This is a genomic window from Bradyrhizobium ganzhouense, from assembly GCF_049949285.1.
Taxonomy (GTDB): Bacteria; Pseudomonadota; Alphaproteobacteria; order Rhizobiales; family Xanthobacteraceae; genus Bradyrhizobium; species Bradyrhizobium ganzhouense.
Window position 1 is genome coordinate 432493 of sequence record NZ_CP181318.1, and the last position, 24657, is coordinate 457149.

At 64.7% G+C, this 24657-nt stretch carries 23 protein-coding genes; 9 read left to right on the forward strand and 14 right to left on the reverse strand.

The features are described from left to right. Window positions 1-156: 156 nt before the first annotated feature. The 8 genes from ACLFLU_RS02070 to ubiE all read right to left on the reverse strand — a co-directional run bounded on the left by ACLFLU_RS02070 (window position 157) and on the right by ubiE (window position 10094). Window positions 157-879: a nucleotidyltransferase family protein gene (locus ACLFLU_RS02070; protein ID WP_426410709.1), complete on the reverse strand. Its 723-nt coding sequence runs from the start codon at window positions 877-879 to the stop codon at window positions 157-159. 123 nt (window positions 880-1002) lie between these two features. Then, the gene (locus ACLFLU_RS02075; protein WP_426410710.1) at window positions 1003-1320 is read right to left on the reverse strand and encodes a PilZ domain-containing protein; all 318 of its coding nucleotides are present in this window, start codon (window positions 1318-1320) and stop codon (window positions 1003-1005) included. 87 nt (window positions 1321-1407) lie between these two features. Next, window positions 1408-2928 carry a tRNA (adenosine(37)-N6)-threonylcarbamoyltransferase complex ATPase subunit type 1 TsaE gene (gene tsaE, locus ACLFLU_RS02080; RefSeq protein ID WP_426410711.1) on the reverse strand — a complete coding sequence of 507 codons (1521 nt, stop codon included), beginning with the start codon at window positions 2926-2928 and terminating at the stop codon, window positions 1408-1410. Continuing rightward, a complete protein-coding gene (locus ACLFLU_RS02085; protein WP_426410712.1) occupies window positions 2925-5429 on the reverse strand; it encodes a PAS-domain containing protein in 2505 nt (834 codons plus the stop codon). The genes tsaE and ACLFLU_RS02085 overlap by 4 nt, the downstream gene beginning before the upstream one ends. Window positions 5430-5800: 371 nt before the next feature. Further along, entirely contained in the window at window positions 5801-6259 is a 459-nt protein-coding gene (dut, locus tag ACLFLU_RS02090; RefSeq protein ID WP_426410713.1) for a dUTP diphosphatase, read from the reverse strand. Next, the gene (gene coaBC / locus ACLFLU_RS02095; RefSeq protein WP_426410714.1) at window positions 6256-7704 is read right to left on the reverse strand and encodes a bifunctional phosphopantothenoylcysteine decarboxylase/phosphopantothenate--cysteine ligase CoaBC; all 1449 of its coding nucleotides are present in this window, start codon (window positions 7702-7704) and stop codon (window positions 6256-6258) included. Before coaBC ends, dut begins: the two co-directional genes overlap by 4 nt. 57 nt (window positions 7705-7761) lie before the next feature. Beyond that, window positions 7762-9336, reverse strand: coding sequence for a 2-polyprenylphenol 6-hydroxylase (ubiB, locus tag ACLFLU_RS02100; protein ID WP_426410715.1), 1575 nt, complete (start codon window positions 9334-9336; stop codon window positions 7762-7764). After that, on the reverse strand, window positions 9333-10094 hold the full coding sequence (ubiE, locus tag ACLFLU_RS02105) for a bifunctional demethylmenaquinone methyltransferase/2-methoxy-6-polyprenyl-1,4-benzoquinol methylase UbiE (protein ID WP_426410716.1): 762 nt from the start codon (window positions 10092-10094) through the stop codon (window positions 9333-9335). The genes ubiB and ubiE overlap by 4 nt, the downstream gene beginning before the upstream one ends. A gap of 81 nt (window positions 10095-10175) precedes the next feature. Between ubiE and mutM the strand changes: the two genes are divergently transcribed. Further along, on the forward strand, window positions 10176-11057 hold the full coding sequence (mutM, locus tag ACLFLU_RS02110; protein ID WP_426410717.1) for a bifunctional DNA-formamidopyrimidine glycosylase/DNA-(apurinic or apyrimidinic site) lyase: 882 nt from the start codon (window positions 10176-10178) through the stop codon (window positions 11055-11057). A gap of 233 nt (window positions 11058-11290) precedes the next feature. Here mutM and ACLFLU_RS02115 read toward each other — a convergent pair whose 3' ends face one another. Continuing rightward, window positions 11291-12031: an AAA family ATPase gene (locus ACLFLU_RS02115; RefSeq protein WP_426410718.1), complete on the reverse strand. Its 741-nt coding sequence runs from the start codon at window positions 12029-12031 to the stop codon at window positions 11291-11293. Between the two features lie 122 nt (window positions 12032-12153). Here ACLFLU_RS02115 and ACLFLU_RS02120 point away from each other — a divergent pair, with 122 nt between their 5' ends. Together ACLFLU_RS02120 and ggt are read left to right on the forward strand one after the other, a co-directional pair. Beyond that, a complete protein-coding gene (locus ACLFLU_RS02120) occupies window positions 12154-12315 on the forward strand; it encodes a hypothetical protein (protein ID WP_426410719.1) in 162 nt (53 codons plus the stop codon). Then, window positions 12275-13954, forward strand: a complete 1680-nt coding sequence (ggt, locus tag ACLFLU_RS02125; protein ID WP_426410720.1) for a gamma-glutamyltransferase — start codon at window positions 12275-12277, stop codon at window positions 13952-13954. The genes ACLFLU_RS02120 and ggt overlap by 41 nt, the downstream gene beginning before the upstream one ends. Before the next feature lie 145 nt (window positions 13955-14099). Here ggt and ACLFLU_RS02130 read toward each other — a convergent pair whose 3' ends face one another. After that, window positions 14100-15461 carry a serine protease gene (locus ACLFLU_RS02130; protein ID WP_426410721.1) on the reverse strand — a complete coding sequence of 454 codons (1362 nt, stop codon included), beginning with the start codon at window positions 15459-15461 and terminating at the stop codon, window positions 14100-14102. A 91-nt stretch (window positions 15462-15552) separates the two neighbouring features. Here ACLFLU_RS02130 and ACLFLU_RS02135 point away from each other — a divergent pair, with 91 nt between their 5' ends. After that, complete coding sequence (locus ACLFLU_RS02135; RefSeq protein ID WP_426410722.1) at window positions 15553-16356, forward strand: HesA/MoeB/ThiF family protein; 804 nt, start codon at window positions 15553-15555, stop codon at window positions 16354-16356. A gap of 9 nt (window positions 16357-16365) precedes the next feature. Here the strand turns inward: ACLFLU_RS02135 and ACLFLU_RS02140 are convergent, their stop codons facing one another. Beyond that, window positions 16366-17373 carry an aldo/keto reductase gene (locus ACLFLU_RS02140; protein WP_426410723.1) on the reverse strand — a complete coding sequence of 336 codons (1008 nt, stop codon included), beginning with the start codon at window positions 17371-17373 and terminating at the stop codon, window positions 16366-16368. A 118-nt stretch (window positions 17374-17491) separates the two neighbouring features. Between ACLFLU_RS02140 and ACLFLU_RS02145 the strand changes: the two genes are divergently transcribed. Then, window positions 17492-18394 (forward strand): LysR family transcriptional regulator, encoded by a 903-nt coding sequence (locus tag ACLFLU_RS02145; RefSeq protein WP_426410724.1) that lies wholly within the window; start codon window positions 17492-17494, stop codon window positions 18392-18394. 3 nt (window positions 18395-18397) lie between these two features. Here the strand turns inward: ACLFLU_RS02145 and ACLFLU_RS02150 are convergent, their stop codons facing one another. After that, window positions 18398-19399, reverse strand: a complete 1002-nt coding sequence (locus tag ACLFLU_RS02150; protein ID WP_426410725.1) for a 2-hydroxyacid dehydrogenase — start codon at window positions 19397-19399, stop codon at window positions 18398-18400. Between the two features lie 326 nt (window positions 19400-19725). Here ACLFLU_RS02150 and ACLFLU_RS02155 point away from each other — a divergent pair, with 326 nt between their 5' ends. Beyond that, window positions 19726-20256: an SH3 domain-containing protein gene (locus tag ACLFLU_RS02155; protein WP_426410726.1), complete on the forward strand. Its 531-nt coding sequence runs from the start codon at window positions 19726-19728 to the stop codon at window positions 20254-20256. 68 nt (window positions 20257-20324) lie between these two features. On the opposite strand, the gene irrA is transcribed toward ACLFLU_RS02155, so the two are convergent. After that, window positions 20325-20816 (reverse strand): iron response transcriptional regulator IrrA, encoded by a 492-nt coding sequence (gene irrA, locus ACLFLU_RS02160; protein ID WP_426410727.1) that lies wholly within the window; start codon window positions 20814-20816, stop codon window positions 20325-20327. Between the two features lie 352 nt (window positions 20817-21168). On the opposite strand from irrA, the gene fabA reads away from it, so the two are divergent. The 3 genes from fabA to fabI all read left to right on the forward strand — a co-directional run bounded on the left by fabA (window position 21169) and on the right by fabI (window position 23882). Further along, window positions 21169-21690: a bifunctional 3-hydroxydecanoyl-ACP dehydratase/trans-2-decenoyl-ACP isomerase gene (gene fabA / locus ACLFLU_RS02165; RefSeq protein WP_426410728.1), complete on the forward strand. Its 522-nt coding sequence runs from the start codon at window positions 21169-21171 to the stop codon at window positions 21688-21690. 41 nt (window positions 21691-21731) lie between these two features. Then, window positions 21732-22955, forward strand: coding sequence for a beta-ketoacyl-ACP synthase I (gene fabB / locus ACLFLU_RS02170; RefSeq protein ID WP_426410729.1), 1224 nt, complete (start codon window positions 21732-21734; stop codon window positions 22953-22955). Window positions 22956-23081: 126 nt separating this feature from the next. Beyond that, the gene (gene fabI / locus ACLFLU_RS02175) at window positions 23082-23882 is read left to right on the forward strand and encodes an enoyl-ACP reductase FabI (protein WP_426410730.1); all 801 of its coding nucleotides are present in this window, start codon (window positions 23082-23084) and stop codon (window positions 23880-23882) included. Here the strand turns inward: fabI and ACLFLU_RS02180 are convergent. Continuing rightward, on the reverse strand, window positions 23879-24475 hold the full coding sequence (locus ACLFLU_RS02180) for a glutathione S-transferase family protein (protein WP_426410731.1): 597 nt from the start codon (window positions 24473-24475) through the stop codon (window positions 23879-23881). The two genes, fabI and ACLFLU_RS02180, sit on opposite strands and share 4 nt — an antisense overlap. Window positions 24476-24657: the final 182 nt, after the last annotated feature.

Consider the following 24657-nt stretch of genomic DNA (forward strand, 5'->3'; position numbering starts at 1 on the left):
TTACACCGCTCTCGTGCCCCGGACGCGGCGCAGCACGCAGTGATGCGCTGCTGAGCCGGGGCCCAGGTCGCTTCGTTCCGCAAGTGCAGATGAAGTGGGTCCCGGCCCTGCGGAGCGGCACTTCGCGCCGCACCGCGTCCGGGACAAGAGAGCGGCCTACGCCACGCTCTCCAAAAACGCCTCTTCCGCGGCATGCACCGCATCCGGCGTGCCGACATGCATCCAGACGCCGTCGAGGCGGAGGCCGAACAGGCGCTCCTGCTCATTGGCGCGGTCGAACATTTTGGTCAGCGAGAACTCGCCTTGCGGCGCATCAGTGAAGATCGTCGGCGACAGAATGGCCGCGCCCGCATAGACGAACGGGACGATCTCTTTTTCCTTGCGCTTGCGAAGCGCACCGTCGGGCAGCATGCCGTAATCGCCGCGACCGCTATAGCCGATGCTGGTTGCCGTCGGCGCCATCAGCAGCAGGATGTCCATGCGCTCGGGGTCGAAGTTTTCCGCAAGCCGCGTCAGATTGGAGCGAACGCCGTCGATCCACAGCGTGTCGGAATTGACGTGATAGAACGGCGCATCGCCGAGCAGAGGCAGCGCCTTGACCACGCCGCCGCCGGTGCCGAGCACCTGGTCGCGCTCGTCCGAAATGATCACGCGTGGATGCTGGCGCGTTGCGGTGTGATCGATGATCTGGTCCGGCAGATAGTGCACGTTGACCACCGCCTCGGTCACGCCAGCCTGAGCGAGCTTGTCGAGCACGTGGTCGAGCAGCGGCTGGCCCGCGACCGGCACCATCGGCTTCGGCATCTTGTCCGTCAGCGGACGCATGCGCACGCCGAATCCTGCGGCGAGCACCATGGCTTTGGTCGGTTTGACGGACATGCTTCGCTTCTCGAACCTCTGAAATTCGCGTTTGCAGCAATCCTAGCACGGACCGGACTCGACCGCACTGCATCTCAACGGCCTTAACCACCCGCCGTGACGGTTGTACGACGTGTGTTGCCCTCACGCCCCGACGGCTGTGGAGCGCGACTTTTTCTTCTTGTCGCCTTGCTTGAGGAAATTGACGCCGATCTGGTCGCCATTGACCCAGGCCAGTTCGCAGCGCCGGTAGGCCAATCCGGTGGACGACAGGACGAGAAAAAATTCCTTCAGATGCAGACCTTCGACCGAACCGTCGATGGTCAGCTTGGCGCCGCTCTCGGAGACGTCTTCCATTGTGCATTCGCGCCGCCAGGTGCCGTCGATCCCCATCATCTGGGCCGGTACTCCACGTTCGAAAACAACCCGACTGTTCCCGCGCTGGTCCGTCTTGACCGCCATCTGCCCTTGCTCCAGCTCCAATCTGTGCGGCTGCCTGCGGGCGATGATACCGGTGCGACGGCTAACAGCCGGTAAACCGGTTCCGGCTCAGGACTGGGGCGGCGGGACGTTAGCGAGATACCAGTCGCGCAAATGCTCAAGGGCCGGATGCGCCAGCGAACGCTGCAGATAGGTCCATATCCGCGGCTGGTGGCGCAGATAATGCGGCTTGCCGTCGCGGCGGTTGAGCCGGGCGAAGGTGCCGAGCAGGCGCGTGTTGCGCTGCGCCGACATGATGGCATAGAGCTCGGCAAAACCAGCCGGATCGAAGCTTGCATCGTCAACGCGGCGCGCCTTGATGTAACGCGACAGCAGTGTCAGCTCGAGGGCTTCGGGCACGTCGATGCGGGCGTCCTGAAGTAGCGACACCACGTCATAGGAGTGCGGCCCGAGCACGGTGTCCTGGAAGTCGATCACGCCGACGCGCGCCACGCCGGTGCGGTTCGCAAGCCAGATCAGATTCGGTGAGTGGTAGTCGCGGATGATCCAGGTTTTTGGCGCGGCGAGCGGCTTCTTCAGCAGCTCGCGCCACATCGCGAAAAATTCCGCGCGCTTCTCGTCGCTCAGCGGTGCGTTGCGATCGGGCAGATACCATTCCGGCATCAAGCCGATCTCGATCAGCAGCGCGTCGGTGTCCCAGGCGGGAATGGCATGGGTTTGCCCGTCCAGCGGCAGCGTCTCCGGCAGCGTCTTACCGTGCAGCACGGCGAGCACGTCGGTCGCGGCTTCATAGCGCTCAGTGATCGGGCGTGGCGGATCGACTTCGATCACGCCTTCGCTGCCGAAATCCTCTGAGATCAGAAAACCGTGGTCGAGGTCGACATGGTGGATCGCTGGCGCCGAGATGCCTGCCGCGCGCAGGCCTTCGTCGATGGCGACGAACGGCTTGATGTTTTCCGCAAGATGCACCACGGCGCTGTAGGATTTGCCGTTGTAGATCGCGGCACCATCGGGGCGCTGCGGCGAGTTCATGAGGATGACGATTCCGTCGTCGCGGATCAGCCGCGCATAGGAACGCGTCGAGGCGTCGCCGGCCATGCGCTTGCGGCCTGCGTCGATATAGCCGGACGCGGCGAGGAATTCCCGCAGCGCCTTCAGCCGCGCGACAGTGGCGGCGGCCCTGCCATGGCCGGTGATGTCGGCGGCGCGCGCATTCGAGCCGAGCGCCGGGCGATGCGTCAGCGTGATGTCGATCCGGTCCGCGGGCATTGCCGAGGGCGCACGCTCGGGCCATTCGATCAGCACCAGCGTCGCATCCGGCAGCGGCGACAGCCCGATCTCCTCGAGCTCGCTCTCATCCTCGACGCGATAGAGGTCGGCATGCATCACGGCAAATGCCGGCAGCTCGTAGCCCTGCACCAGCGTGAAGGTCGGGCTTGGCACTTCCAGGTCGGCGTCATCGGCGAGGTAACGGATCAGGCTGCGCGCCGCCGCTGTCTTGCCGGCGCCGAGATCGCCGGTGAGCGTGATGACATCGCCGGGACCGACCAGCAGCGCGAGGTCGGCCATCAATTGCCCGGTCGCCGTCTCGTTGTGGAGCGCGACGGAGAATGTGGCCGGCGCGATCATTCGGCGGCGTCGCGATGCGCCGCCTGGTCGGTCGGGAAATCGCAGATCACGACCGTGCCTTTGCCGACGACCGAATCCACCTGCACCTTGCCGCCATGCAGCTCGACAAAGGAGCGCACCAGCGACAGCCCGAGCCCGGCGCCGCGATGACGCGAGCCCTGCGAGCGGCTTTCGAACCAGTTGAACACCTTGTCCTTCATGTCGGCGGGTATTCCAGGACCGGAATCTGTCACAATGAAGACCACGCTGCGCTCGGTGCGGCGCGCACTGATCCCGACGGTGGAATCCTGCGGCGAGAAGCCGACGGCGTTGGCGAGCAGATTATAGAGCACCTGCACCACGCGCTTCTCGTCACCGACGAAGCTGCCGACATCGGGCGCGATCTCGACCTTGAGGCGGATGCGGTCGGTGGCGAGCCGGTCCTGGATGCCCTCGGCGGCGAGCTCGATGGTCTTGCTGACGTCGACCGGGCCGAGCTCCAGCTTCATCGCGCCGGCGTCGATGGTGGCGAGGTCCAGGATGTTGTTGGTCAGCGCCAGCAGCGCATTGGTCGATTTGGTGACGTAGTCGAGATATTCGGCCTGCTTCGGGGTCAGCGGCCCGGTGGAGGGATCGCTGAGGAAATGCGCGAAGCCGATGATGGTGGTGAGCGGCGAGCGCAGCTCGTAGGAGACGTGGTGGACGAAATCCACCTTCATCTGGTCGGCGGTCTCCAGCGCCTCGTTGCGCTCACGCAGCGCGCGCTCGACATTCTCGGTGTCGGTGATGTCGAGGAAGGTCAGCATGGTCGCGCCGTCCGGCAGCGGACGGATCATGCCGTCGAGCACGCTGCCGTCCTTGCGCTCCAGCTTGATCGGCACGTCGGCGCGGTTCTCGATCGAGGTGATGGCCTCGCGGATCTGGCGCCAGACCGCGGGGTCGTCGAACAGCTGATGGCACCAGCCCTCGACAGTCTGGATATGCGGCTCCTCGCGCATGGCGTCGTTCGAGAGCTTCCACATCCGCAGGAACGCCGGATTGAACAGCTGCGCCTTGCCATTGCTGCCGAACACAGCGACGCCCTCGGCGAGACTGTCCAGGGTCTCGCGCTGGACCCGGATCATGCCGTCGAAGCGGCGGGCCAGCTCGAGGCTCTCGGTGACGTCGTCGAACAGATAGGTGACGCCGCCTTCGGGATTGGGCGTGGTGACGACCGACAGCGCGCGGCCGTCGGGCAAATACCAGGTGTCCTTGGCGGCCTCGACCGCGCGATAGGCCTCGTGCAGCTTGGCCTTCCAGGCGCGGAAGTCCGGCTGCTCCTGCAGTTTGCGCGCGGCGCGGAGCTGGTCGAGCACGCTGGAATCATCGGGATGGGCGTCGAGGAAATTGCGGTCGAGGTCCCACAGCCGCCGGTAGGAATCGTTGTAGAAGGCAAGCCGGCGCTGGCCGTCGAACACGGCAACGCCGGAGGAGAGCTGGTCGAGCGTGCGGCGATGCGCCTCCGCCATCCGCACCAGGGCCGCGCTCAGCGCATCGGCCTCGCTCGCGTCGATCGCGACACCGACGCTGCCATTGCCGACATTGACGGCCCGCACGTCGTACATGCGCCGCTCGCCGCCAGTCACGATCGGCAGCCGCGAGGTGAAGTGAGCTGCCTCCTTCAGTCTGCGCTCCATGGCGGTGCGGTCGGCGCTGTCGAGCAGCTCGAGCTTGCGCGCCTGGGCGTCGGCGATGCTGGTTGCTTCCGTGGCGCGCGCATAGGCCGGATTGGCGAAGGTCAGCGCGCCGTTCTCGCCCTTGGCCCAGATCGGCCACGGCGCGGCAGCGGCGAAACCGCGCAGCATCTCGGTTTCGTCGGAGAGCGCCTTGTAGCGCAGATTGGTCTCGGCCAGATCGCGGCGCAGGCCGGAGAGTTCGCGAATCCGAACAATGGCCTGGCCACCGATGGCGCGGCCGATCGCTTCCAGCGTGCGGCCGTTGGCGGTGGTCAGCATGAGCTGGAAGCCGTCACCGCGCTCACGCAGCGCATCGACAGCGTGATCCATCTGCAGCGCCGGTTCCGGCGGCAGCCAGGTTCCGAAGGCAAGTACGCGCTGCGGCGACGAATCGCGCGGCAGCACCATGGAGATGTCGCCCGAGATCTGCGCGCGATCGTCGCCAGCCGGCCAGGAGATCAGGACCTGCGGCTCGGCAAACAGCAGCGCGCCGAAGCGGTCCGACTGCAGCTGGAGTTCCCGGATCCGCGCGTGCAACGCCGCCTCAGTCTTGGCCTTGCCGACGCGCGTACGCATCAACAGGATCGCGGCCACCACCGAGAAGCCGAGCAGAGCCAGCGCGGTGGCCAGCACCGCGAGCTCCTGCCGGTTGAAGTCCAGCAATATCGAGAGTGTGTCGACGAGGTCGGCGGCCTCAGCCGGCGCAGCCGGCAGCAGAGCTGCGAGAGCACCTCCCAACAAGCCGTTGCGCGCCAACGAAGTGCACGACAACAGCGTCCGACGCATCGACACGATCACGCCTGACATAGTTGCCCCAAGACCGCACGAATTTGCGCGCGGCGACCCCCGCCGCACGCGAATCAAACGACAATACCCTCACCGTGACTCCACCGGTAAGAGTCCAGACCGTGAACGCAAAGGTGGCCCCAAAAAAATGCCGGGCGCGGGGTTCCAGCCCACGTAGTTCTTCGGGATGATTCGGTTGGGATTCCCGCGGGCTAGCGTGTCGTGCGGATTGCTTGCCACAAACTCGGTGCGCTCCCTCCCCCGCCTGCGGGGGGAGGGTTGGGGAGAGAGGGTGTCTCCGCAACGGGACGCTCCCCCAGAGCAAAGAGCCCTCACCCGCCACGCTCTGCGAGCGTGTCGACCTCTCCCGCAAGCGGGAGAGGTAAGAAAAACTAGCGCCCGGTCGAGCCGAAACCGCCGGCGCCACGATCGGTCGAGGACAGGGTCGGTACCGGAACCAATGCAGCCTGGACCACCGGCGCGATCACCATCTGCGCGATGCGCTCGCCGCGCTTGATCACGAAGGGGGCGGCGCCGTGGTTGATCAGGATCACCTTGATCTCGCCGCGGTAGTCGGCGTCGATCGTTCCCGGCGAATTCAGCACGGTGACGCCGTGCTTGGCGGCAAGCCCCGACCGCGGCCGCACCTGGGCCTCGTGTCCGGGCGGCAAGGCAATCGCAAGCCCCGTCGGCACCAGCGCATACTGGCCGGGCGCCAGCGTCATCGGCTCGCTGTCCGCCACCGCCGCCATCAGGTCGAGGCCGGCGGCTTCGGTCGTCTGATAGGCCGGCAGCGGCAGGCCTTCCGCGTGGGGCAGGCGCTGCAGTTCGACCGTGACTTTGCTGCTCAAGATGCCGGCTCCTGGACTTTGCCGGTCACGCTTTTGGCGATATGCGCGACCAGTTCGATGGCGACCTGTTCCTTGGTCATCACCGGCCAGGAATCAACTGTGATCTCGCCGTTGTTCTCAGCATTCTTGCTGATGAGGTGCACGGTGTTGCGATCGCCGCCCATCACGCCCGTGGCGGGCGAGACGTCGTTGGCGACGATCCAGTCGCAGCCCTTGCGGGCGAGCTTTGTCTTGGCGTTGTCGATGAGGTGCTCGGTCTCGGCGGCAAAGCCGATCACCAGCGGCGGACGCTTGTCGGCGAGTTTTGAGATCGTGGCGAGGATGTCGGGGTTTTCGACCAGCTGAAGCGGCGGCATGCCGGCCGAAGTCTTCTTCAGCTTCTGCTCGCCTTCATTGGCAACGCGCCAGTCGGCAACGGCGGCGGCGAAAATCGCGATGTCGGCGGGAAGCGCGGCCTGCACCTGCTCCAGCATCTGTCGCGCCGATTCCACACGCTTCACCGTCACGCCCTGCGGATTGTCGAGGTCCACGGGGCCGCTCACCAGAATCACCTCGGCGCCCGCGGCCTGCGCGGCGGCGGCAATGGCAAAGCCCTGCTTGCCGGAGGAGCGGTTGGCGATATAGCGAACCGGATCGATCGGCTCGTGGGTCGGACCTGCAGTGATCAGCACGCGCTTGCCGGCGAGCGGGCGCGGCACCGGCGGCCACAGCAGCCGCTCGGTGGCAGTGGCGATCTCGATCGCCTCGGACATGCGGCCGACGCCGGCTTCGCCCGCTTCAGCCATCTCGCCGGAATTGGGGCCGATCAGCAGGACACCGTCGCGCTGAAGCTGCGCGACATTGCGGCGCGTTGCGGCGTTGTTCCACATCAGCGGATTCATCGCCGGCGCCAGCAGGATTTTTCGGTTGGTCGCGAGCAGGATCGCGCTGGCGAGATCGTCGGCATGTCCGTTGGCCATCTTGGCCATCAGGTCGGCGGTCGCCGGCGCCACCACGATCAGATCGCAGTCGCGCGCCAGGCGGATATGGCCGGCGTCGAACTCGCTCTGGGGGTCGAACAGGTCATTATAGACGCGCTCGTGGGAGAGGGCGCTGACCGAGAGCGGCGTGACGAACTGCTCGGCCGCCTTGGTGAGCACGCAGCGGACCTCGATGCGCCGCTCCTTCAGCCTGCGGATCAGGTCGAGCGACTTGAAAGCCGCGATCCCGCCGCCGATGATCAGGGTGACGCTGGCCTCGGGGACGGCGCTGGAGCGCGCCGAGGCGGGCGCAGGAGATGCCTCGGGCGGTACCGCAAACGGCGTCAGCGGCTCCTCGCGGCCCTCGATCAGCTCCCGCAGGATGACCCGGACCTCTTCCTCGACCGACCTGTGGTTCTTGGCCGAGCGCAGCCGCAGGTAGGTTTTGACGTGTTCGTCGAGCTTGCGGATGGTCAGGCTTGCCACGACGCCCCTCTAGCACGGAATGATATCGATGCTATCACTGATGTGATTGCAGTGCAATCATAGATTCCGGACGGCGATCAGGATGCCGATGAAGGTCGCGGCGATGATCCAGAGCGCCACGGTACGCCAGCGGTTCTTGCGGCCCTCGCTGCGGCCCATTGCGGCGATGCTCTCCGGCGACAGCTGAATGCCCTCTCGCGTCATGGTCTCGAGCTGCTCCAGCACCGCGACCGAGCGCTGCGCGATATCAGGCAAGCGCATCAGCACGCGGGCGAGGTCGCCGCCGCCGGCGAGCGCGCCCTGCACGCGGCCGATCGGTCCGAGATTGCGCTCGATCCATTCGCGCACGACGGGATCGGCGACCTTCCAGATGTCGAGCTTGGGATCGAAACCGCGCGCCACGCCCTCGACCACGACCATGGTCTTCTGCAGCAGGATCAACTCGGGCCGGGTCGTCATGTCGAACAGGCCGGTGACCTCGAGCAGCAGCGTCAGCAAGCGCGCCATCGAGATTTCCTCGGCGGTGCGGTTGTGAATGGGCTCGCCGATGGCGCGGATGGCCTGCGCAAAATTCTCGACCGAGTGATGCGCGGGCACATAGCCCGCCTCGAAATGCACCTCGGCGACGCGGCGGTAATCGCGCGTGATGAAGCCGAGCAGGATTTCGGCGAGGAAGCGCCGCTCCTTCATGCCGAGCCGGCCCATGATGCCGAAATCGACCGCGACGAGACGGCCGGCATCGTCTAGGAACAGATTGCCCGGATGCATGTCGGCGTGGAAGAAGCCGTCGCGCAGCGCGTGGCGCAGAAAACTCTGGATCACCTTGCGGCCGAGATCGGGCAGATCGACCTGCGCCTCCGCCAGGCGCTTGTGATCGTTCAGCGCGATGCCGTCGATCCACTCCATCGTCAGCACGTTGTGCGTGGTGCGATCCCAATCGACCGTCGGCACGCAGAAGTCAGGATCGTCCTGAGTGTTCTCCGCCATCTCCGACATTGCAGCCGCTTCCAGCCGCAGGTCCATTTCCATAGCGACCGAGCGCGACATCGTATTGATGACTTCGATCAGGCGCAGCCGCCGCGCCTCGCTCGAATAGGTCTCGGCCTTGTGCGCAACGTAGAAGAAATCGGAGAGGTCGCGGCGGAAGCGTGAGGCTACGTTCGGCCTGAGCACCTTGACCGCGACCGCCTTGCGGACGCCGTCACGCAGCACCTCGCCGCGATGCACCTGCGCGATCGAGGCGGCCGCGACCGGCGGGCCGAGGCTCGCGAATACGTCCTTGAGCGGTCGCTCCAGCGAGGTCGCGATCGCAGCTTCTGCTTCGGCTTGCGAAAACGGCGGCAAGCGATCCTGGAGGCTTTCCAGATCACGCGCCATGACAACGCCGACGACGTCGGGACGGGTGGCGAGGAACTGCCCGAGCTTGAGGTAGGCCGGGCCCATCCGGGTCAGCGCACGCGACAGGCGCGGTCCGTGCTTTGGTCCGCGCCGTTCGATGATACGCGCAAGCTTCAGCGCAAGCTGCCCGGGCGGCGGCACCAGGCTCGGATCGACGGAGCCGAACACGCCCTCGCGGGCGAACACGAACGCGGCGCGGATCAGGCGCGAAATGTGGGTGATGGCAGAGATCACAAACGCCAGCCCGAATGCAATGCGACGATGCCGCCGGTCAGGGTCTGAAAGCTGACGCGGGAAAAGCCGGCGTCGCGGATCATGTCGGCGAAGGTGTTGGGCTTCGGAAACTTGCGGATCGATTCGACCAGATATTGGTAGGATTCGGCGTCGCCGGTCACCATGCGCCCGAGCGGCGGGATCACCTTGAACGAGAACAGATCATAGATCTTGTCGAGGCCGGGCATCTCGACGGTGGAGAATTCCAGGCACAGGAAGCGGCTGCCGGGCTTGAGCACGCGATAGGCCTCGCGCAGCGCCTTGTCGATCTGGGGCACGTTGCGAATGCCGAAAGCGATCGTATATGCATCAAAGCTGCGATCGGCAAAGGCGAGCGCCTCGGCATTGCCCTCGACGAAATCGACCTGGGTTTCGAGATGGCGCTTGGCGGCACGCTCGCGGCCCACCGCCAGCATGTCGGAATTGATGTCGCAGACGGTGGCATGGAAGCCCGGACCTGCCGCCTTGGTGGCCCGGAACGAGATATCGCCGGTGCCGCCGGCAACGTCGAGCAACGCAAATGGGCGATCGCTCCGCGGCGGGGCGAGCGCGTTGATCATGATGTCCTTCCAGACCCGGTGCAGGCCGCCGGACATCAAGTCGTTCATCAGATCATAGCGCGACGCCACGCTGTGAAACACATCGTTCACCAGCGTCTGCTTGTCCCCCAGGGGAACGTCTTTGAAGCCAAAATGCGTGGTTTCGCCCGGCCGATCCATTACTCTACTCCACGACGCCGACCATAGCGCGGCCGCCGCAATGGCGCTATCACACCGCCCTCATAAGGTGAATGCCTGACCATGCCTGAATTGCCCGAAGTCGAGACTGTCCGCCGCGGCCTTCAGCCCGTCATGGAGGGGGCGAAAATCGTCGTCGCGGAGGCCCGCAGGCCCGATTTGCGCTTTCCGTTCCAGCCGGACTTCGTGGCCCGGCTCCAGGGGCAGATCGTCACGGGGCTCGGCCGCCGTGCAAAATATCTCATGGCCGATCTCGGCTCCGGCGACGTGCTGCTGATGCATCTGGGCATGTCGGGCTCGTTCCGCGTCATCAAGCCGGACAACGAGGCCGCGCCCGGCGAGTTTCATTATCCTAGGGGTAAGGACTCCGCGCACGACCACGTGCTGTTTCGGATGTCCTCGGGCGCCGACATCGTCTTCAACGATCCGCGCCGCTTCGGTTACATGAAAGTGATCGCGCGCAACGCGCTCGAAGACGAGCCGCTGCTGCGCGACCTCGGCCCCGAGCCGCTCGGCAACGAGTTCGATGCCGCAATGCTGGCGCGCTCCTGCCAGGACAAGACCACGAGCCTGAAGGCCGCACTGCTCGATCAGCGCGTGGTCGCAGGCCTCGGCAACATCTATGTCTGTGAAGCGCTGCATCGCTCGCATCTGTCGCCGCGCCGGATCGCCGCGACGCTATCAACAAAGAAGAGCGAGCCGACCGATCATGCCAAGCGGCTGGTCGGCGCGATCCACACCGTGCTGAACGACGCCATCAAGGCCGGCGGCTCGTCATTGCGCGACCATCGCCAGACCTCGGGCGAGCTCGGCTATTTCCAGCATTCGTTCAAGGTCTACGACCGCGAAGGCGAGACCTGCAAGACACCGCGCTGCGGCGGCATCGTGAAGCGCTTCACCCAGAACGGCCGGTCGACCTTCTGGTGTCCGAAATGTCAGAAGTGACGTAGCACCGTAGCCCGGATGGAGCGCAGCGAAATCCGGGACCTTCGCGCGACGGATGCCGCTGCCCCGGATTGCGCTGCGCTCCATCCGGGCTACGAAAATCGAACCTTCAATTCGGACGACGAAACGCGAAGCGAAGCAATCCGGCCGGGCTGGTGGCCGGATTGCTTCGTCGCCCGGGCTCATTCACCGGATGGCGAAGAGCCCATTTGGCGCCTGAGCGATTGCCCCGCTCAGGACGCCAAGATTGTGGCTTCGTCCGCCGCGCGTTCAGCGACGACGTGCAACATCCCGTTCGCGGCCGAGATGACCTGGTCGATCAGCACATTGGTCGCCGAGATGTTCAGTCGGGTCTCGACCCACTGCCAGAGGCCGCGGATTTCCTCGGTCGACTTGCCATTTGGCGCGAATTCGCTGACGGCGAGGCCGCTGGCCAGCGAATCTTGGTGATCATTGCGCATCACGATCAGCGGGCGCGCAAGCACGTCCGCGAGATCGAGCGCGGCTTCCTCGGCGAGCGCGTTGGCCGCGTTGTCGATGCGCTGGCCGCGGATTGGCGTCTGGTTCAGCACGAAACTGTAGGGCCGCTTCCAGGCGCGCGCCACGCTCAGCGTCGAAGCGGTCGCTTCGATGTCGGCCACAGTCGGGCGCGACGGGATCAGGCAGAGGTCGGAATAGCGGATCGCGGCGGTGGTGGCGGCGCTGAGGCCGGCGGCGGTGTCGACGATCGCGAGCTGGAGACCGCTTTCGGCCAGCATCTTCAGCCGCGGCTCGAAATCGGCGGCGTGATAGATCGGCTCGACGACGATATCGTCATTGTTGCGGCGATGCGCCCAGTTGGAGAGGGTGCCCTGCGGGTCGGTCTCGATCAGGCGGACGGTGAAGCCGGCCTGCTTGGCCGCCAGCGCGAGGCCGATGGCAAGCGTGCTCTTGCCACTGCCGCCCTTTTGGGTGGCCAGTACGATCGTATGCATGGAAAGTTGAATCCTTTGGAGTGCCTGGGTCTAGGGGTAACGCCACGCGAACGTGCATCGCTTCTCGATGCTGAGCTCTTCTCGCTCAGGACGTGCCCTGCCCGATCCAAAGGGGACCGCGGATGTCCGAATCAACGGTAACGATGATGGCAGAATCGGGAATGCCAGCCAATCCGTACCAACACTGGACCCGTCATCGCGCGCATGATGTGCTCGCCGCCGTAGATAAGAAGGATAAGCGGCATGAGCAGCAACTGGCGCGACCGGACGGCAACCACCTTTGATTGCCAGAAGCTGCCGGCGGTATCGAGCCGCGGCATGGTGGTGAGCAATCACCCACTGGCCTCCAGCGCCGGGGCCGAGATGCTGGCGGCCGGCGGCAACGCCATCGATGCTGCGATCGCGACGCTGTTCACGCTGACCGTGGTCGAGCCGATGATGGTCGGCATCATCGGCGGCGGCATGGCCCATATCCGGCTCGCCGACGGCAGCCATCGCTTCATCGACGGCCAGAGCACCGTGCCCGCGGCGGTGCGCGACACCACTTACACCTCCAGGCCGGGTTCGGCTCACGACGTATTCGACACCGTCGGTGACGAGAACCTCAACGGCCCGAAGGCCGTCGCCACGCCAGGATCGCTGAAAGCCTGGTGCGAGACGCTGCGCCGGTTCGGCACCATGAGCCTCGCCGATGTCACGCAGCCCGCGATCAAGCATGCCGCGCGCGGCTATGCGGCGACGCCGTACTTGCACGAATGCATCAGCGAGAGCGCCGCCGAGATGCGCAAGGACAAGCCGATCGCGGCAATTTACCTGCCGAACGGCGAACCCTTGAAGGTCGGCGAGCGCGTGGTGCAGGCAGAATACGCCGAGACGCTGCGCCATATCGCCGACCATGGCGAGAAGGCGCTCTACCAAGGACCGCTCGGCGACATACTCGTCGACTACATGGAGAAGGCCGGTGGCTTCATCCGCCGCGGCGATCTCACCAATTACAAGACGGTCGAGCGGCAGCCGATCCGCGCCGACTATCGCGGCTGGACCATCCTTGGCCCGCCGCCGCCCGCGGCCTCCGGCGTGCATATCGCGCAGATGCTGAACATTCTGGAGGGCTACGACATCGGCGCCCTCGGCTTCGGCACGACGGAGACCATCCACTATCTCGCCGAGGTCCTTAAGATCGCCTTCGCCGATCGCGCCGCGGCCAGCGGCGATCCCGACTATGTCGGCGTGCCAGTGGAGCAGCTGACGTCAAAAGCCTATGCCGAGGCGCGCCGCCGCGCGATCGATCCGGCGCGGGCGCAGGCTTTTGGCGCCGGCGTGACGCAGCTCGAAAGCGCGCACACCACGCACATGACGGCGGCAGATAGCTTCGGCAACGTGGTCGCGACCACGCAGACCATCAACAATCTCTTTGGTGCGAAGATCATGATCCCGGGTCTGGGCGCCATCGCCAACAATTACATGAACCTGTTCGACCCGCGCCCGGGTCATGCGCTGTCACTGGCGCCGGGCAAGCGCGTCACGACCTCGATGTCGCCGATGATGGCGCTCTGCGATGGCAAGCTGCGCTATGCGCTGGGCCTGCCCGGCGGCAAGCGCATCTTCCCAAGCGCGATGCAGGCACTCGTCAACCTGATCGACCATGGCATGAGCTTGCAGGAAGCCGTCGAAGCGCCGCGGGTCTGGACCGAAGGCAATGCGCTCGAGGTCGAGCAGAAGATACCGGAGAGCGTGCGTACGAAGCTTACAGCGCTCGGCCACAAGGTTCAGCCGGTCGCAACGGTCGCGGGCGGCATGAACGGCATCGCCTTCCACGACGACGGCACCATGACCGGCGCCGCCTGCTGGCGCGCGGACGGCACGCCGGTCGGGATCTCTGGCGGCCTCGCCAAGAGCGGGGTGCGATTCAGGCTGGACTAGGTCTCGTGCCCCGGACGCTGCGCAGCGCGAAGCGGTGCGCCGCACAGCCGGGGCCCAGAAATTTCGTGCACCGAATTTGAGGCGGTATGGGTCCCGGCTCTGCGCAGCAACGCTGGTGCGTTGCAGCGCGTCCGGGACAAGAGGGTTACTTCCGCACGCAGATCACGCGCACGATGGCAGCTTTCGCATCGGTCGACGTGCCGTTCGCAGCGACGGCGTTCGCCTTCAGGAAATCGCGCACTGCATCAGGGGAAACCATCACGGCTTGTGATGCCGGGGCCGCCGTTGCAGGTCCCGCAATCATTGCCGGCTTCGACAGTGCAACGCCCGCGAATTTGCCGTCGCTGTCGATCGTCGGCCCGCCGGAAAACCCAACCGCAGGCGGCGGCGATAGTGCAGCATCGCCGCCACCGACCGATGCCAGCGCAGCCTTGACGCTCGACACGCCGGCCGCGCCGCCCTGGCTCTGCGGATCGGCGATGCCGATGACGTCGACGTTGGTTTTCACCGCTCCGCCGGCGAGGCTGAGCGGCTTCAATCCCCGCGCGCCATAGATGTGCAGCAGCGCGAGATCGTGCTCCTTGTCCTCGGCGAGACGATCGGCATTGCCGTAACCGCCGATGGTGATGGCGAGACAGGAATCCGTGACGAGACGGTCGGCCAGAATCGCACCGTCGTCGCTGACGACGATGCCGGTGCCGTACTCGACGGTTTTTCGCGGCGGCGGCCCTGGCTGCGGTCCCGTTGGAAACGCATTGAACGCACTCGACATCGCGATCACGACAGGCTCGACCGTGTTCTCGGTCGCCTGATCGTACAAGATCGTCATGATGCGGACTTCGTCGCCCTTGAAGGTGCCGCGCACGTAGAATTTCTTCAGGCCCTGCAATCCCGACAGCACGAAGAAGTCGGGCTTCACCACGGTGTAGTCGACCTTGCGTCCGGCCGGCTCCTTCTTCTCGGCCTCCGCGAGTTTTGCGGTCGTCGGGTTCGCCTCCTTGCGCCGGCTCAGCAGCACCTGCACCGTTCCGGTCGGCGAACTCCATTTCGAGCCGTTCGCATCTGTGGCCTGCTGCGGCACCAGTTTTGAGGGAATGCCGAGCCGCGCGCCGCTGGTCATCTCCGTCACGATTTTCCAGCCGACGCTGTCCTGCTTGCGTCGAGCGGTCTCGGCGAGCGCGGCGCGCTCCTGCGGATTGAGCACGCCGGTCGGCTTGCCGCCCTTGACTTTCTGGTACTCCTTGATGGCGTCGACCATGCGCGAGCTGACGTCGCCGGTAATCGCGCCATTATATTCGCCGACCCAGGCGAGATCGGACTGAAGCGACAGCCGCTCCGCCTGTGCCATCCCATCCGCGGTTTCCGACGGCGTTTGCAGGGCGGGCGGCTTGATCGGAACGGTCTGGACCACTTTCGGCTTGGTGCCGGGGAGCTGTGGCGTCGTCATCTGGGCGCTGGCGCCTGTGGCAGACGCCAACATCAGTGTTGCCGCAAGCATCGATCTCATGACAAATCCAGCCAGCCCATTGAACGCGCTGCCATTGAAGCACATCTCGTTGGTCGCGAACAATGTTGGGGTGGTTCAGGAGTAAGAGAAGGTGCTGAGCCCGGACGAACTCGAACGCTATGCCCGCCATATCGTGCTGCGCGATGTCGGCGGTCCCGGCCAGGCTGCGCTGAAGCGGGCCTCGGCGCTGGTGATTGGCGCCGGCGGGCTCGGCGCGCCGGCTCTGATGTATCTGGCTGCGGCCGGCATTGGCACGCTCGGCGTGGTCGATGACGATGTCGTGTCGCTGTCCAACTTGCAGCGCCAGGTCATTCACACCACGCCTGACATCGGCCGGCACAAGGTCGAGAGCGCTGCCGAGCGGATCGCGGCGCTCAATCCGCATGTCCGCTTCGTCGGTCACGCCACCTGGCTCAATGCCGACAATGCGCTGAGCCTGATCGGCGACTACGACCTCGTGCTCGATGGTTCCGACAATTTCTCGACGCGCTATCTTGTCTCGGATGCCTGCTTCTTTGCGAAGCGGCCGCTGATCACTGCGGCGCTGGGCACGTTCGACGGCTCGCTCACCACCATCCGCGCGCATGAGACAAACGAGCAGGGCGAATTCAACCCGACCTATCGCTGCCTGTTTCCGGAGGCGCCCCCGCCCGGCACCGTGCCGGCCTGCGCCGAGGCCGGCGTCATGGGCGCGCTTGCGGGCGTGATGGGCTCGATGATGGCGCTGGAGGCGATCCGAGAGATCGTCGGTTTCGGCGACGGGCTGGTCGGCCGCCTCCTGATGATCGATGCGCGCGCGATGCGCTTCGAGACGCTGCGCTATGCGCGCGATCCGGCCAACCCGCTCAATGGCGATGGTCCGGTCATGACTGACCTCAGCGGCCATCGCACCTGATTGAAGCCGCTACTTGGTCGCCGGCTTCTCACTGTCGAGATGCGCCATCTGATCGGCCGCATAGCGGGTGCCGGCGGCAACGTTCGGCGGGAAGGCCTTTGCCAACGCGGCCAGATGAGCCGGCGCCAGCGTTACCTTGGTCGCGCCGAGCGCTTCGGTGAGACGGGTGCGGGTGCGGGCGCCGATCAGCGGCACGATCTCCTTGCCTTGCGCGGCGACCCAGGCGATCGCGACCTGTGCAGGGGTTGCGCCGATCTCACCGGCGATCGCGCGCAGCTGCTCCACCAGCGCGAGATTGGTATCGAGGTTCGATCCCTGGAAGCGCGGCGTCATCAGACGGAAGTCCCTGCCGACCTTGCCGCTGTCCTTCGACCAGTGGCCGCTGATCAGCCCGCGCGCCAGCACGCCATAGGCGGTGATGGCGATGCCGAGCTCACGGCAGGTTTTCAGTATATCGCGTTCGATGCCGCGCTCGATCAGCGAATATTCGATCTGGAGATCGACGATCGGATGCACGGCGTGTGCGCGGCGGATGGTGTCGGAGCCGACCTCGGACAGGCCGATATGCTTGACGTAACCAGCCTTCACGAGATCAGCGAGACCACCGATCGTCTCCTCGATCGGAACAGTGGGATCGAGCCGCGCTGGCCGGTAGACGTCGATGTAGTCGGTGCCGAGGCGCTGCAGCGAATAGGCCAGAAAATTCTTGGTTGCAGTTGGCCGCGTATCCATTCCGATGAAGTCACCGGCGGGACCGCGCAGCGCGCCGAACTTCACGCTGATCTGCACTTTTTCGCGTGCGACATTTTTCAGCGCCTCCCGCACCAGCATCTCGTTGTGACCCATGGCGTAGAAATCGCCGGTGTCGAGCAGCGTGATGCCGGCATCGAGCGCTGCGTGCACCGTGGCGATGGCTTCGCCGCGATCGGCGGGGCCATAGACCTCGGACATGCCCATGCAGCCGAGGCCCAGGGCGGAGACGTTGGGGCCGGTCGAACCGAGTTTGCGCTGTTCCATGATGGCTCTCCTCGAAAAGGCGGCGGCTGATGGCGCCGCCTGACGAGCCAGATGTGCGCCTGCCTGATTGCCGCGATAAGCTGGACAATGCGGAATAGCTTGTTCACACTAGCGAACAATGGCCGATCCCGACCTGCGCGATCTCGACGCCTTCGTGGCGGTCGCCCGCACCCGCAATTTCCGCCGGGCGGCGGTCGAAATTCGCGTGTCGGTGTCGAGCCTTAGCCAGCGATTGCGGGATTTGGAGGAGCGCCTCGGCGTCCGCCTAATGAACCGCACCACCCGCAGCGTGGCGCTGACCGAGGCGGGGGAGCTTTTGCTCTCTCGGGTGGCTCCGGCGTTGCGGGACGTCGGCGATGCTCTGGATCAGGTCCGGGGCCTGCGCGAGGTGGCTTCAGGCCGCTTGCGTATCAACGCGCCGCCGCCGGCGGTGGATCTCGTGCTGGCGCCGATGGTCGGACCGTTTCTTAGCGAGCATCCGCAGGTCGATCTCGACATCGTCTCGGAGAGTGGTTTCGTCGATATCGTGAGCGGGGGCTACGATGCCGGTGTGCGCTATGGCGAGCATCTCGCGCAGGACATGGTGGCGGTTCCGCTGAGCGGCCCGCAAAGCTACGTCGTGGTCGCGTCGTCTGCCTACATTGCAAGGCGTGGCCGACCAAAGCATCCAAAGGATCTGCTCGAGCACGATTGCATTCGCGCGCGCTATTCGAGCGGCGTCATGCACGATCTGGAGTTCGAGAAGGCCGGCCAGGTCGTGAAAGTCGATCCGCCGGCAAAACTGATCTCGACCAATATGGGCCTTGCGATGCGCGCCGCGCTCGATGGCGTCGGCATCTGGGCGACGATCGATGGCTATGTCGGTGATGCCGTGAAATCCGGTGCGCTGGTCAGCCTGATGGAAGATTGGTGCGAGCCGTTTCCGGGCCCGTTCCTGTATTATCCAAGCCGGCGCCAGGTGCCGCCCGCTTTGCGGGCCTTTATCGATTTCGTCGCCGACTGGCGCAAGCGCAGCAAATAAACCTCAGAGCATGCTCGGCAGCACGCGATCCGGCGGCTTGTGGGCGTCGAGGAAGGTGCGGATGTTGATGATCACCTTCTCGCCCATCTCGACGCGGCCTTCGATCGTGGCCGAGCCCATATGCGGCATCAGCGTCACCTTGCCGGCCCTCGCGAGTCGCACCAGCTTTGGATTGACCGCCGGCTCGTGCTCGTAGACGTCGAGGCCGGCGCCGCCGATCTCGCCGCCTTCGATCAGCTTGATCAGCGTGTCCTCGTCGGTGACCTCGCCGCGCGCGGTGTTGACGATGTAGGCGTCCTTGCGGATCAGCTTCAGCCGGCGCGCCGAAAGCAGGTGATAGGTCGCCGGCGTGTGCGGACAGTTCACCGAGATGATGTCCATCCGCGCCAGCATCTGGTCGAGGCTTTCCCAATAGGTCGCACCGAGCTCTTCGGCGATCTTCGGCGCGACGGGACGGCGGTTGTGATAGTGGATCTGCAGGCCGAAGGCGCGGGCGCGCCGTGCGACCGCCTGGCCGATGCGGCCCATGCCGATGATGCCGAGGCGTTTTCCCCCGATGCGGTGGCCGAGCATCCAGGTCGGCGACCAGCCGGCCCAGGGTTTTCCTTCCGTCAGCACGGAGGCGCCTTCGATCATCCGGCGCGGCACCGCCAGGATCAGCGCCATGGTCATGTCGGCGGTGTCTTCGGTCAGAACCTTTGGCGTGTTGGTGACCGTGATGCCGCGGGCATGAGCGGCCTCGACGTCGATATTGTCGACGCCGTTGCCGAAATTGGCGATCAGGCGGAGCTTGCAATCGGGCTGATTGACGATGTCCGCGCTGATGTGATCGGTGACGGTCGGAACCAGGATGTCGGCGGTGCGCGCGGCTTCGGCGATCTGCTCGGCCGACATCGGTGTGTCGTCGAGATTGATGCGGGCGTCGAACAGCTCGCGCATCCGGGTCTCGATCGAGTCCGGCAGCTTGCGCGTCACCACGACGAGGGGCTTTTTCTTCACCGACATGTCCTGCCCTCATGAGGCGTTGCAGGCCGCCTCTGTCACCAAAGGCCGGCCGTTGAGGCCTCATTAACCCGGTTGTTCGACACTGCCCTGGCCGTGTCGTCCCCGGCGTTTCCTTCAAGCTTTCCCCCCACTTTCCGGCCGGAAAATCGGGGCAAACTGGTTGTTCAGATGTCCGTCCTCTCTAGCAGAAGGCCGGGCCAAGACAAGAACCACGGGATTGGCTTTGGGAACACCCGCGTGGGGCGGGAGCGGGGTTTGCACGGCAGGTTTTGGAATTTGGGGTGAGGACCTGGCTCAGGCCGAGGTCTTCGACAGGAGACGGGTTGATGGCGTTGGGGCGTTTTTGTTCGGTGATGGCGCTCGTTTGCACCTGGTTGAGCGCCTCGGTCAGCCCCGGGCACTCGGCCAAGGACAACACCCCTCAGACGGCCAGCGGCCTTCCGGTGCCGCGCTATGTCAGCCTCAAATCGGATCACGTGAACGTCCGTGCCGGCCCCACCAAGGACAATGATGTGGCCTGGGTCTACACCCGTTCCGGCCTGCCGGTTGAAATCACCGCCGAGTTCGAGAACTGGCGCCGGGTGCGCGATTCCGAGGGTGCCGAGGGCTGGGTCTATCATTCGCTGCTGTCGGGCCGCCGCACTGCGGTGGTCACCATGAAGAACAAGGACGACCTCGCGCCGATCTATGACCGCGCCGATGCCGACAGTGCGGTGGCCGCAAAGCTCCAGGCTGGCGTCGTCACGCAGGTGAAAAAGTGCACCACAAGCTGGTGCCACGTCACCGGCAACGGCTTTGACGGCTGGATCCAGCAGGAGCGCCTCTGGGGCGTCTACTCCGACGAGCAGGTCAATTGACGGCCTGAAACGACAATGGCCGGGACAAGCCCGGCCATGACGACAAGTTCAACGATTTTGGATCGATCTCAGCGCTTCTTGCGCAGGCGCACGACCATGTCGATGCGCGCGATCTCGTAGCCTTCCGGCACCTCCGGCATCTTGGACAGCGCCAGATGCGGATCCTCGATATCGACCAGCTCGTGGCTGTTCTCGAGGTAATAGTGATGGTGCGTCGTCACGTTGGTGTCGAAATAGGTCTTGGTGCCGTCGACGCTGACCTGACGCAGCAGGCCGGCATCGGTCAGCTGGTTCAGCGTGTTGTAGACGGTCGCGAGCGAGACCGGGACCTTGGCCAGCGTCGCTTCCTCGTAGAGCATTTCAGCCGTGAGGTGGCGTGCACCCTTGCCAAACAGCAGCCAGCCCAGCGCCATGCGCTGGCGCGTCGGGCGCAGGCCGGCAGACTGGAGCATTTCATTGACGTCGTGCCAGGGGCAGCCGGTCAGGGCCGGCTGGCGGCCGGACAGAAGGGCCGCCGCGTGGGCGTCGTCGTCGTGACGGGTGACGTTGTTTTCGCTCATTTCCAGAATTCGGGCACGCGTGAACACTATCTATTTGCAATATATGGACAGATAGATGCAGATGCAAGTTTCTCGCAACTAGAGTGGTTCTAATCAGCAGAGGAACCGAGCCGGGTCCCGGTCACTTTACCTTCGTGGGACCGCTTTGCCACCCGAAAAGGCCTGTGTTAGAGAGCGCGCGGTTCCGCTTAGCCGATTGTGGCGCGGCCGGGCATTGAGGCCAGGTTCGCATGTCCATCCGGGCTCTCGGCATTCGCGCCTGACGACGGCAATTGGCGTTGCTTTCCGAACGAAGCGGGGCCCATTTTTGCCAGAAACGCCGCTCAATCGGGGTTCAAACAGAGGCTTCCGCATGCTGAACAGGCGCAACGGTTACGAATACGAAGATCTGCTGGCATGTGCCCGCGGCGAGATGTTCGGCCCTGGCAATGCCCAGCTGCCGCTGCCGCCGATGCTCATGTTCGACCGCATCACGGAAATCAACGACAATGGCGGCGAGTTCGGCAAGGGCATGGTGCGCGCTGAGCTCGACGTGAAATCCGACCTCTGGTTCTTCGGCTGCCACTTCAAGAACGATCCCGTAATGCCCGGCTGCCTCGGCCTCGATGCGCTGTGGCAAATGGTCGGCTTTTTTCTGGGTTGGACCGGAGGCGAAGGTCGCGGCCGCGCGCTCGGCTTGAACGAATTAAAGTTCAGTGGCCAGGTGCTGCCGGAGGCCCGCAAGGTTGTGTACAACGTCGATATCAAGCGCGTGATGCGTTCAAAGCTCGTGCTCGGCATTGCCGACGGATGGCTTTCGGTCGACGACCAGATTATTTATCGCGCCAAGGATCTGAAGGTCGGCCTGTTCAAGCAGGGCACGAGCCTGGGCTAACGCGCATCACCAAGAAGACAACGATATAGGGCGAGGCTGTCATGAGGCGGGTTGTGGTCACCGGGATGGGTATCGTCTCGTCGATCGGAAACAACACCCAGGAAGTGCTTGCGAGCCTTCACGAGGCGAAATCGGGCATTTCTCGGGCTGAGAAATATGCCGAGCTCGGCTTCCGTTCGCAGGTGCAAGGTGCGCCGACGCTCGATCCTTCGACAGTGGTCGACCGCCGCGCGATGCGCTTCCTCGGCCAGGGCGCGGCGTGGAATCATGTCGCGATGGAGCAGGCGATCCAGGACTCCGGTCTGTCGCCTGAGGACGTCTCCAACATCCGCACCGGCATCATCATGGGCTCCGGCGGTCCCTCGGCGCGCACCATCGTCGAGTCCGCCGACATCACCCGCACCAAGGGACCGAAGCGCGTCGGTCCGTTCGCAGTGCCGAAGGCGATGTCGTCCACGGCCTCGGCGACGCTCGCGACCTGGTTCAAGATCAAGGGCGTGAACTATTCGATCTCCTCGGCCTGCGCGACGTCGAACCATTGCGTCGGCAACGCCTATGAGACGATCCAGATCGGCAAGCAGGACGTCATCTTCGCCGGCGGCTGCGAAGAGCTCGACTGGTCGCTGTCGGTGCTGTTCGACGCCATGGGCGCGATGTCCTCGAAATACAACGACACGCCCGCCACCGCTTCGCGTCCATATGACGTCAACCGCGACGGTTTTGTCATCGCCGGCGGCGCCGGTGTGCTGGTGCTGGAAGAGCTCGAGCATGCCAAGGCGCGCGGCGCGCGCATCTACGGCGAGATCGTCGGCTATGGCGCGACCTCGGACGGCTACGACATGGTCGCGCCGTCAGGTGAGGGCGCCGAGCGCTGCATGCGCATGGCGATGTCGACGGTGAAGACCAAGGTCGACTACATCAACCCGCACGCCACCTCGACGCCGGCAGGCGATCCGCCGGAAATCGACGCGCTCCGCCGCGTGTTCGGCGCCGGCGAAAAGTGTCCGCCGATCTCGGCGACCAAGGCGCTGACCGGCCACTCGCTGGGCGCGACGGGCGTGCAGGAGGCGATCTATTCGTTGCTGATGATGAACAACGGTTTCATCTGCGAAAGCGCGCACATCCAGGAGCTCGATCCCGTGTTCGCCGACATGCCGATCGTGCGCAAGCGCATCGACAACGTCAAGATCGGCACCGTGCTGTCGAACTCCTTCGGCTTCGGCGGCACCAACGCCACGCTGGTGTTCAGCCGGCTGGATGTGTGACGTCACTGTCGTCGACCGATAATTATTTCGTCATGGCCGGGCTTGTCCCGGCCATCCACGTCTTAGGTTCTGGCTGCAAAGGGCGTGGAAGCCCGGGCATGACGAAGAGCGGAGAGTAGTTTCGCGATGGAAGGTTTGATGCAAGGCAAGCGCGGTCTGATCATGGGCATCGCCAATGATCATTCGATCGCCTGGGGCATGGCGAAGACGCTGCATGCCCACGGCGCTGAGCTCGCCTTTACCTTCCAGGGCGAGGCTTTGGGCAAGCGCGTCAAGCCGCTGGCGGAATCGCTTGGGGTTGATCTGGTGCTGCCTTGTGATGTCGAGGACATCGCCAGCGTTGACGCCACGTTCGACGTCTTGCGCGAAAAGTGGGGCAAGCTCGACTTCGTCATCCACGCGATCGGCTTTGCCGACAAGAACGAGCTGAAGGGCCGCTATGCCGACACCAGCCGCGAAAACTTTTCGCGCACCATGGTGATCTCCTGCTTCTCCTTCACGGAGGTGGCAAAGCGCGCTGCCGAGCTGATGACGGAGGGCGGCAGCATGATCACGCTGACCTTTGGCGCCTCAGAGCGATCGATGCCGAACTACAACGTGATGGGCGTGGCCAAGGCGGCACTCGAAGCCTCGGTGCGCTATCTCGCCTCCGATTTCGGACCGCGCGGCATCCGCGTCAACGCGATCTCCGCTGGTCCTATCCGCACGCTCGCCGGCTCCGGCATCGGCGAGGCGCGCGCGATGTTTGCCTTCATGCAAAAGCACTCGCCGCTCCGCCGCGGCGTCACGCTCGACGAGCTCGGTGGCTCGGCGCTGTATCTGCTGTCGGATCTCTCCGGCGGCGTGACCGGCGAAATCCACTATGTCGATTCCGGCTACAACATCGTCCTGATGCCGAGGCCGGACGATTTGAGAACGCCGGATTAGCCCGCCGCGATCTTCTCCGCGCGCTGGAATGCCGGCCGCGCCATGCAGCGCGCGATATAGGCATCGAAGGCCGGGCGTGTCGGCACCATCTTGAACAGGCGCACCGCGAAATTCAGGCCCGAGCCGATCGTGATGTCGGCCGCGGAAAACTCCTCGCCGAGAATCCACGGCCCCTTTTCGAGCGCCGCTTCCAGCACGTCGAACACCTGCGTCGCGCTGCCCCAGGCCGCGGTCGAGGTCGGCACTTCGATCTTGGTGAAGATCTGGATGATCGCAGGCTCAATGCAGCTCGGCGAAAAGAACAGCCATTGCAGATAGCGCGCGCGGCGCGGATCGGTCACTTCTGGCGCGAGCTTCGTTTCGGGATAGCGGTCGGCGATATAAGCGCAGATCGCAGCGGCCTCGCCGAGCGCGGCATCGCCATCGCTGAGCGCCGGCACCTTGCCCATCGGATTGACCTTCAAATAGTCCGGTGCCTTCTGCGCACCCGTGGAAATATCGGTCAGCACGCGCTCATAAGGAAGTCCGCTCTCTTCCATCAGCCAGAGCGCCGAGAACGAACGCGAGCGAGGCGACCAGTAGAGCTTGATCATGGCATTGACCTTTCATTGGCACGAAGCGAGCAGAGGCAGATTCATGGCGCGCCTGTATCGAATCCGCAATGCACTACGCCTAGGTGCAGATGGTCCGGGGTTCGGCGACATCTTGGTCAATCTGTTTCGTCGCTGCGACAATAGCGGCGAATCGGCGCGACGATGATTGCGCCACTCAATCT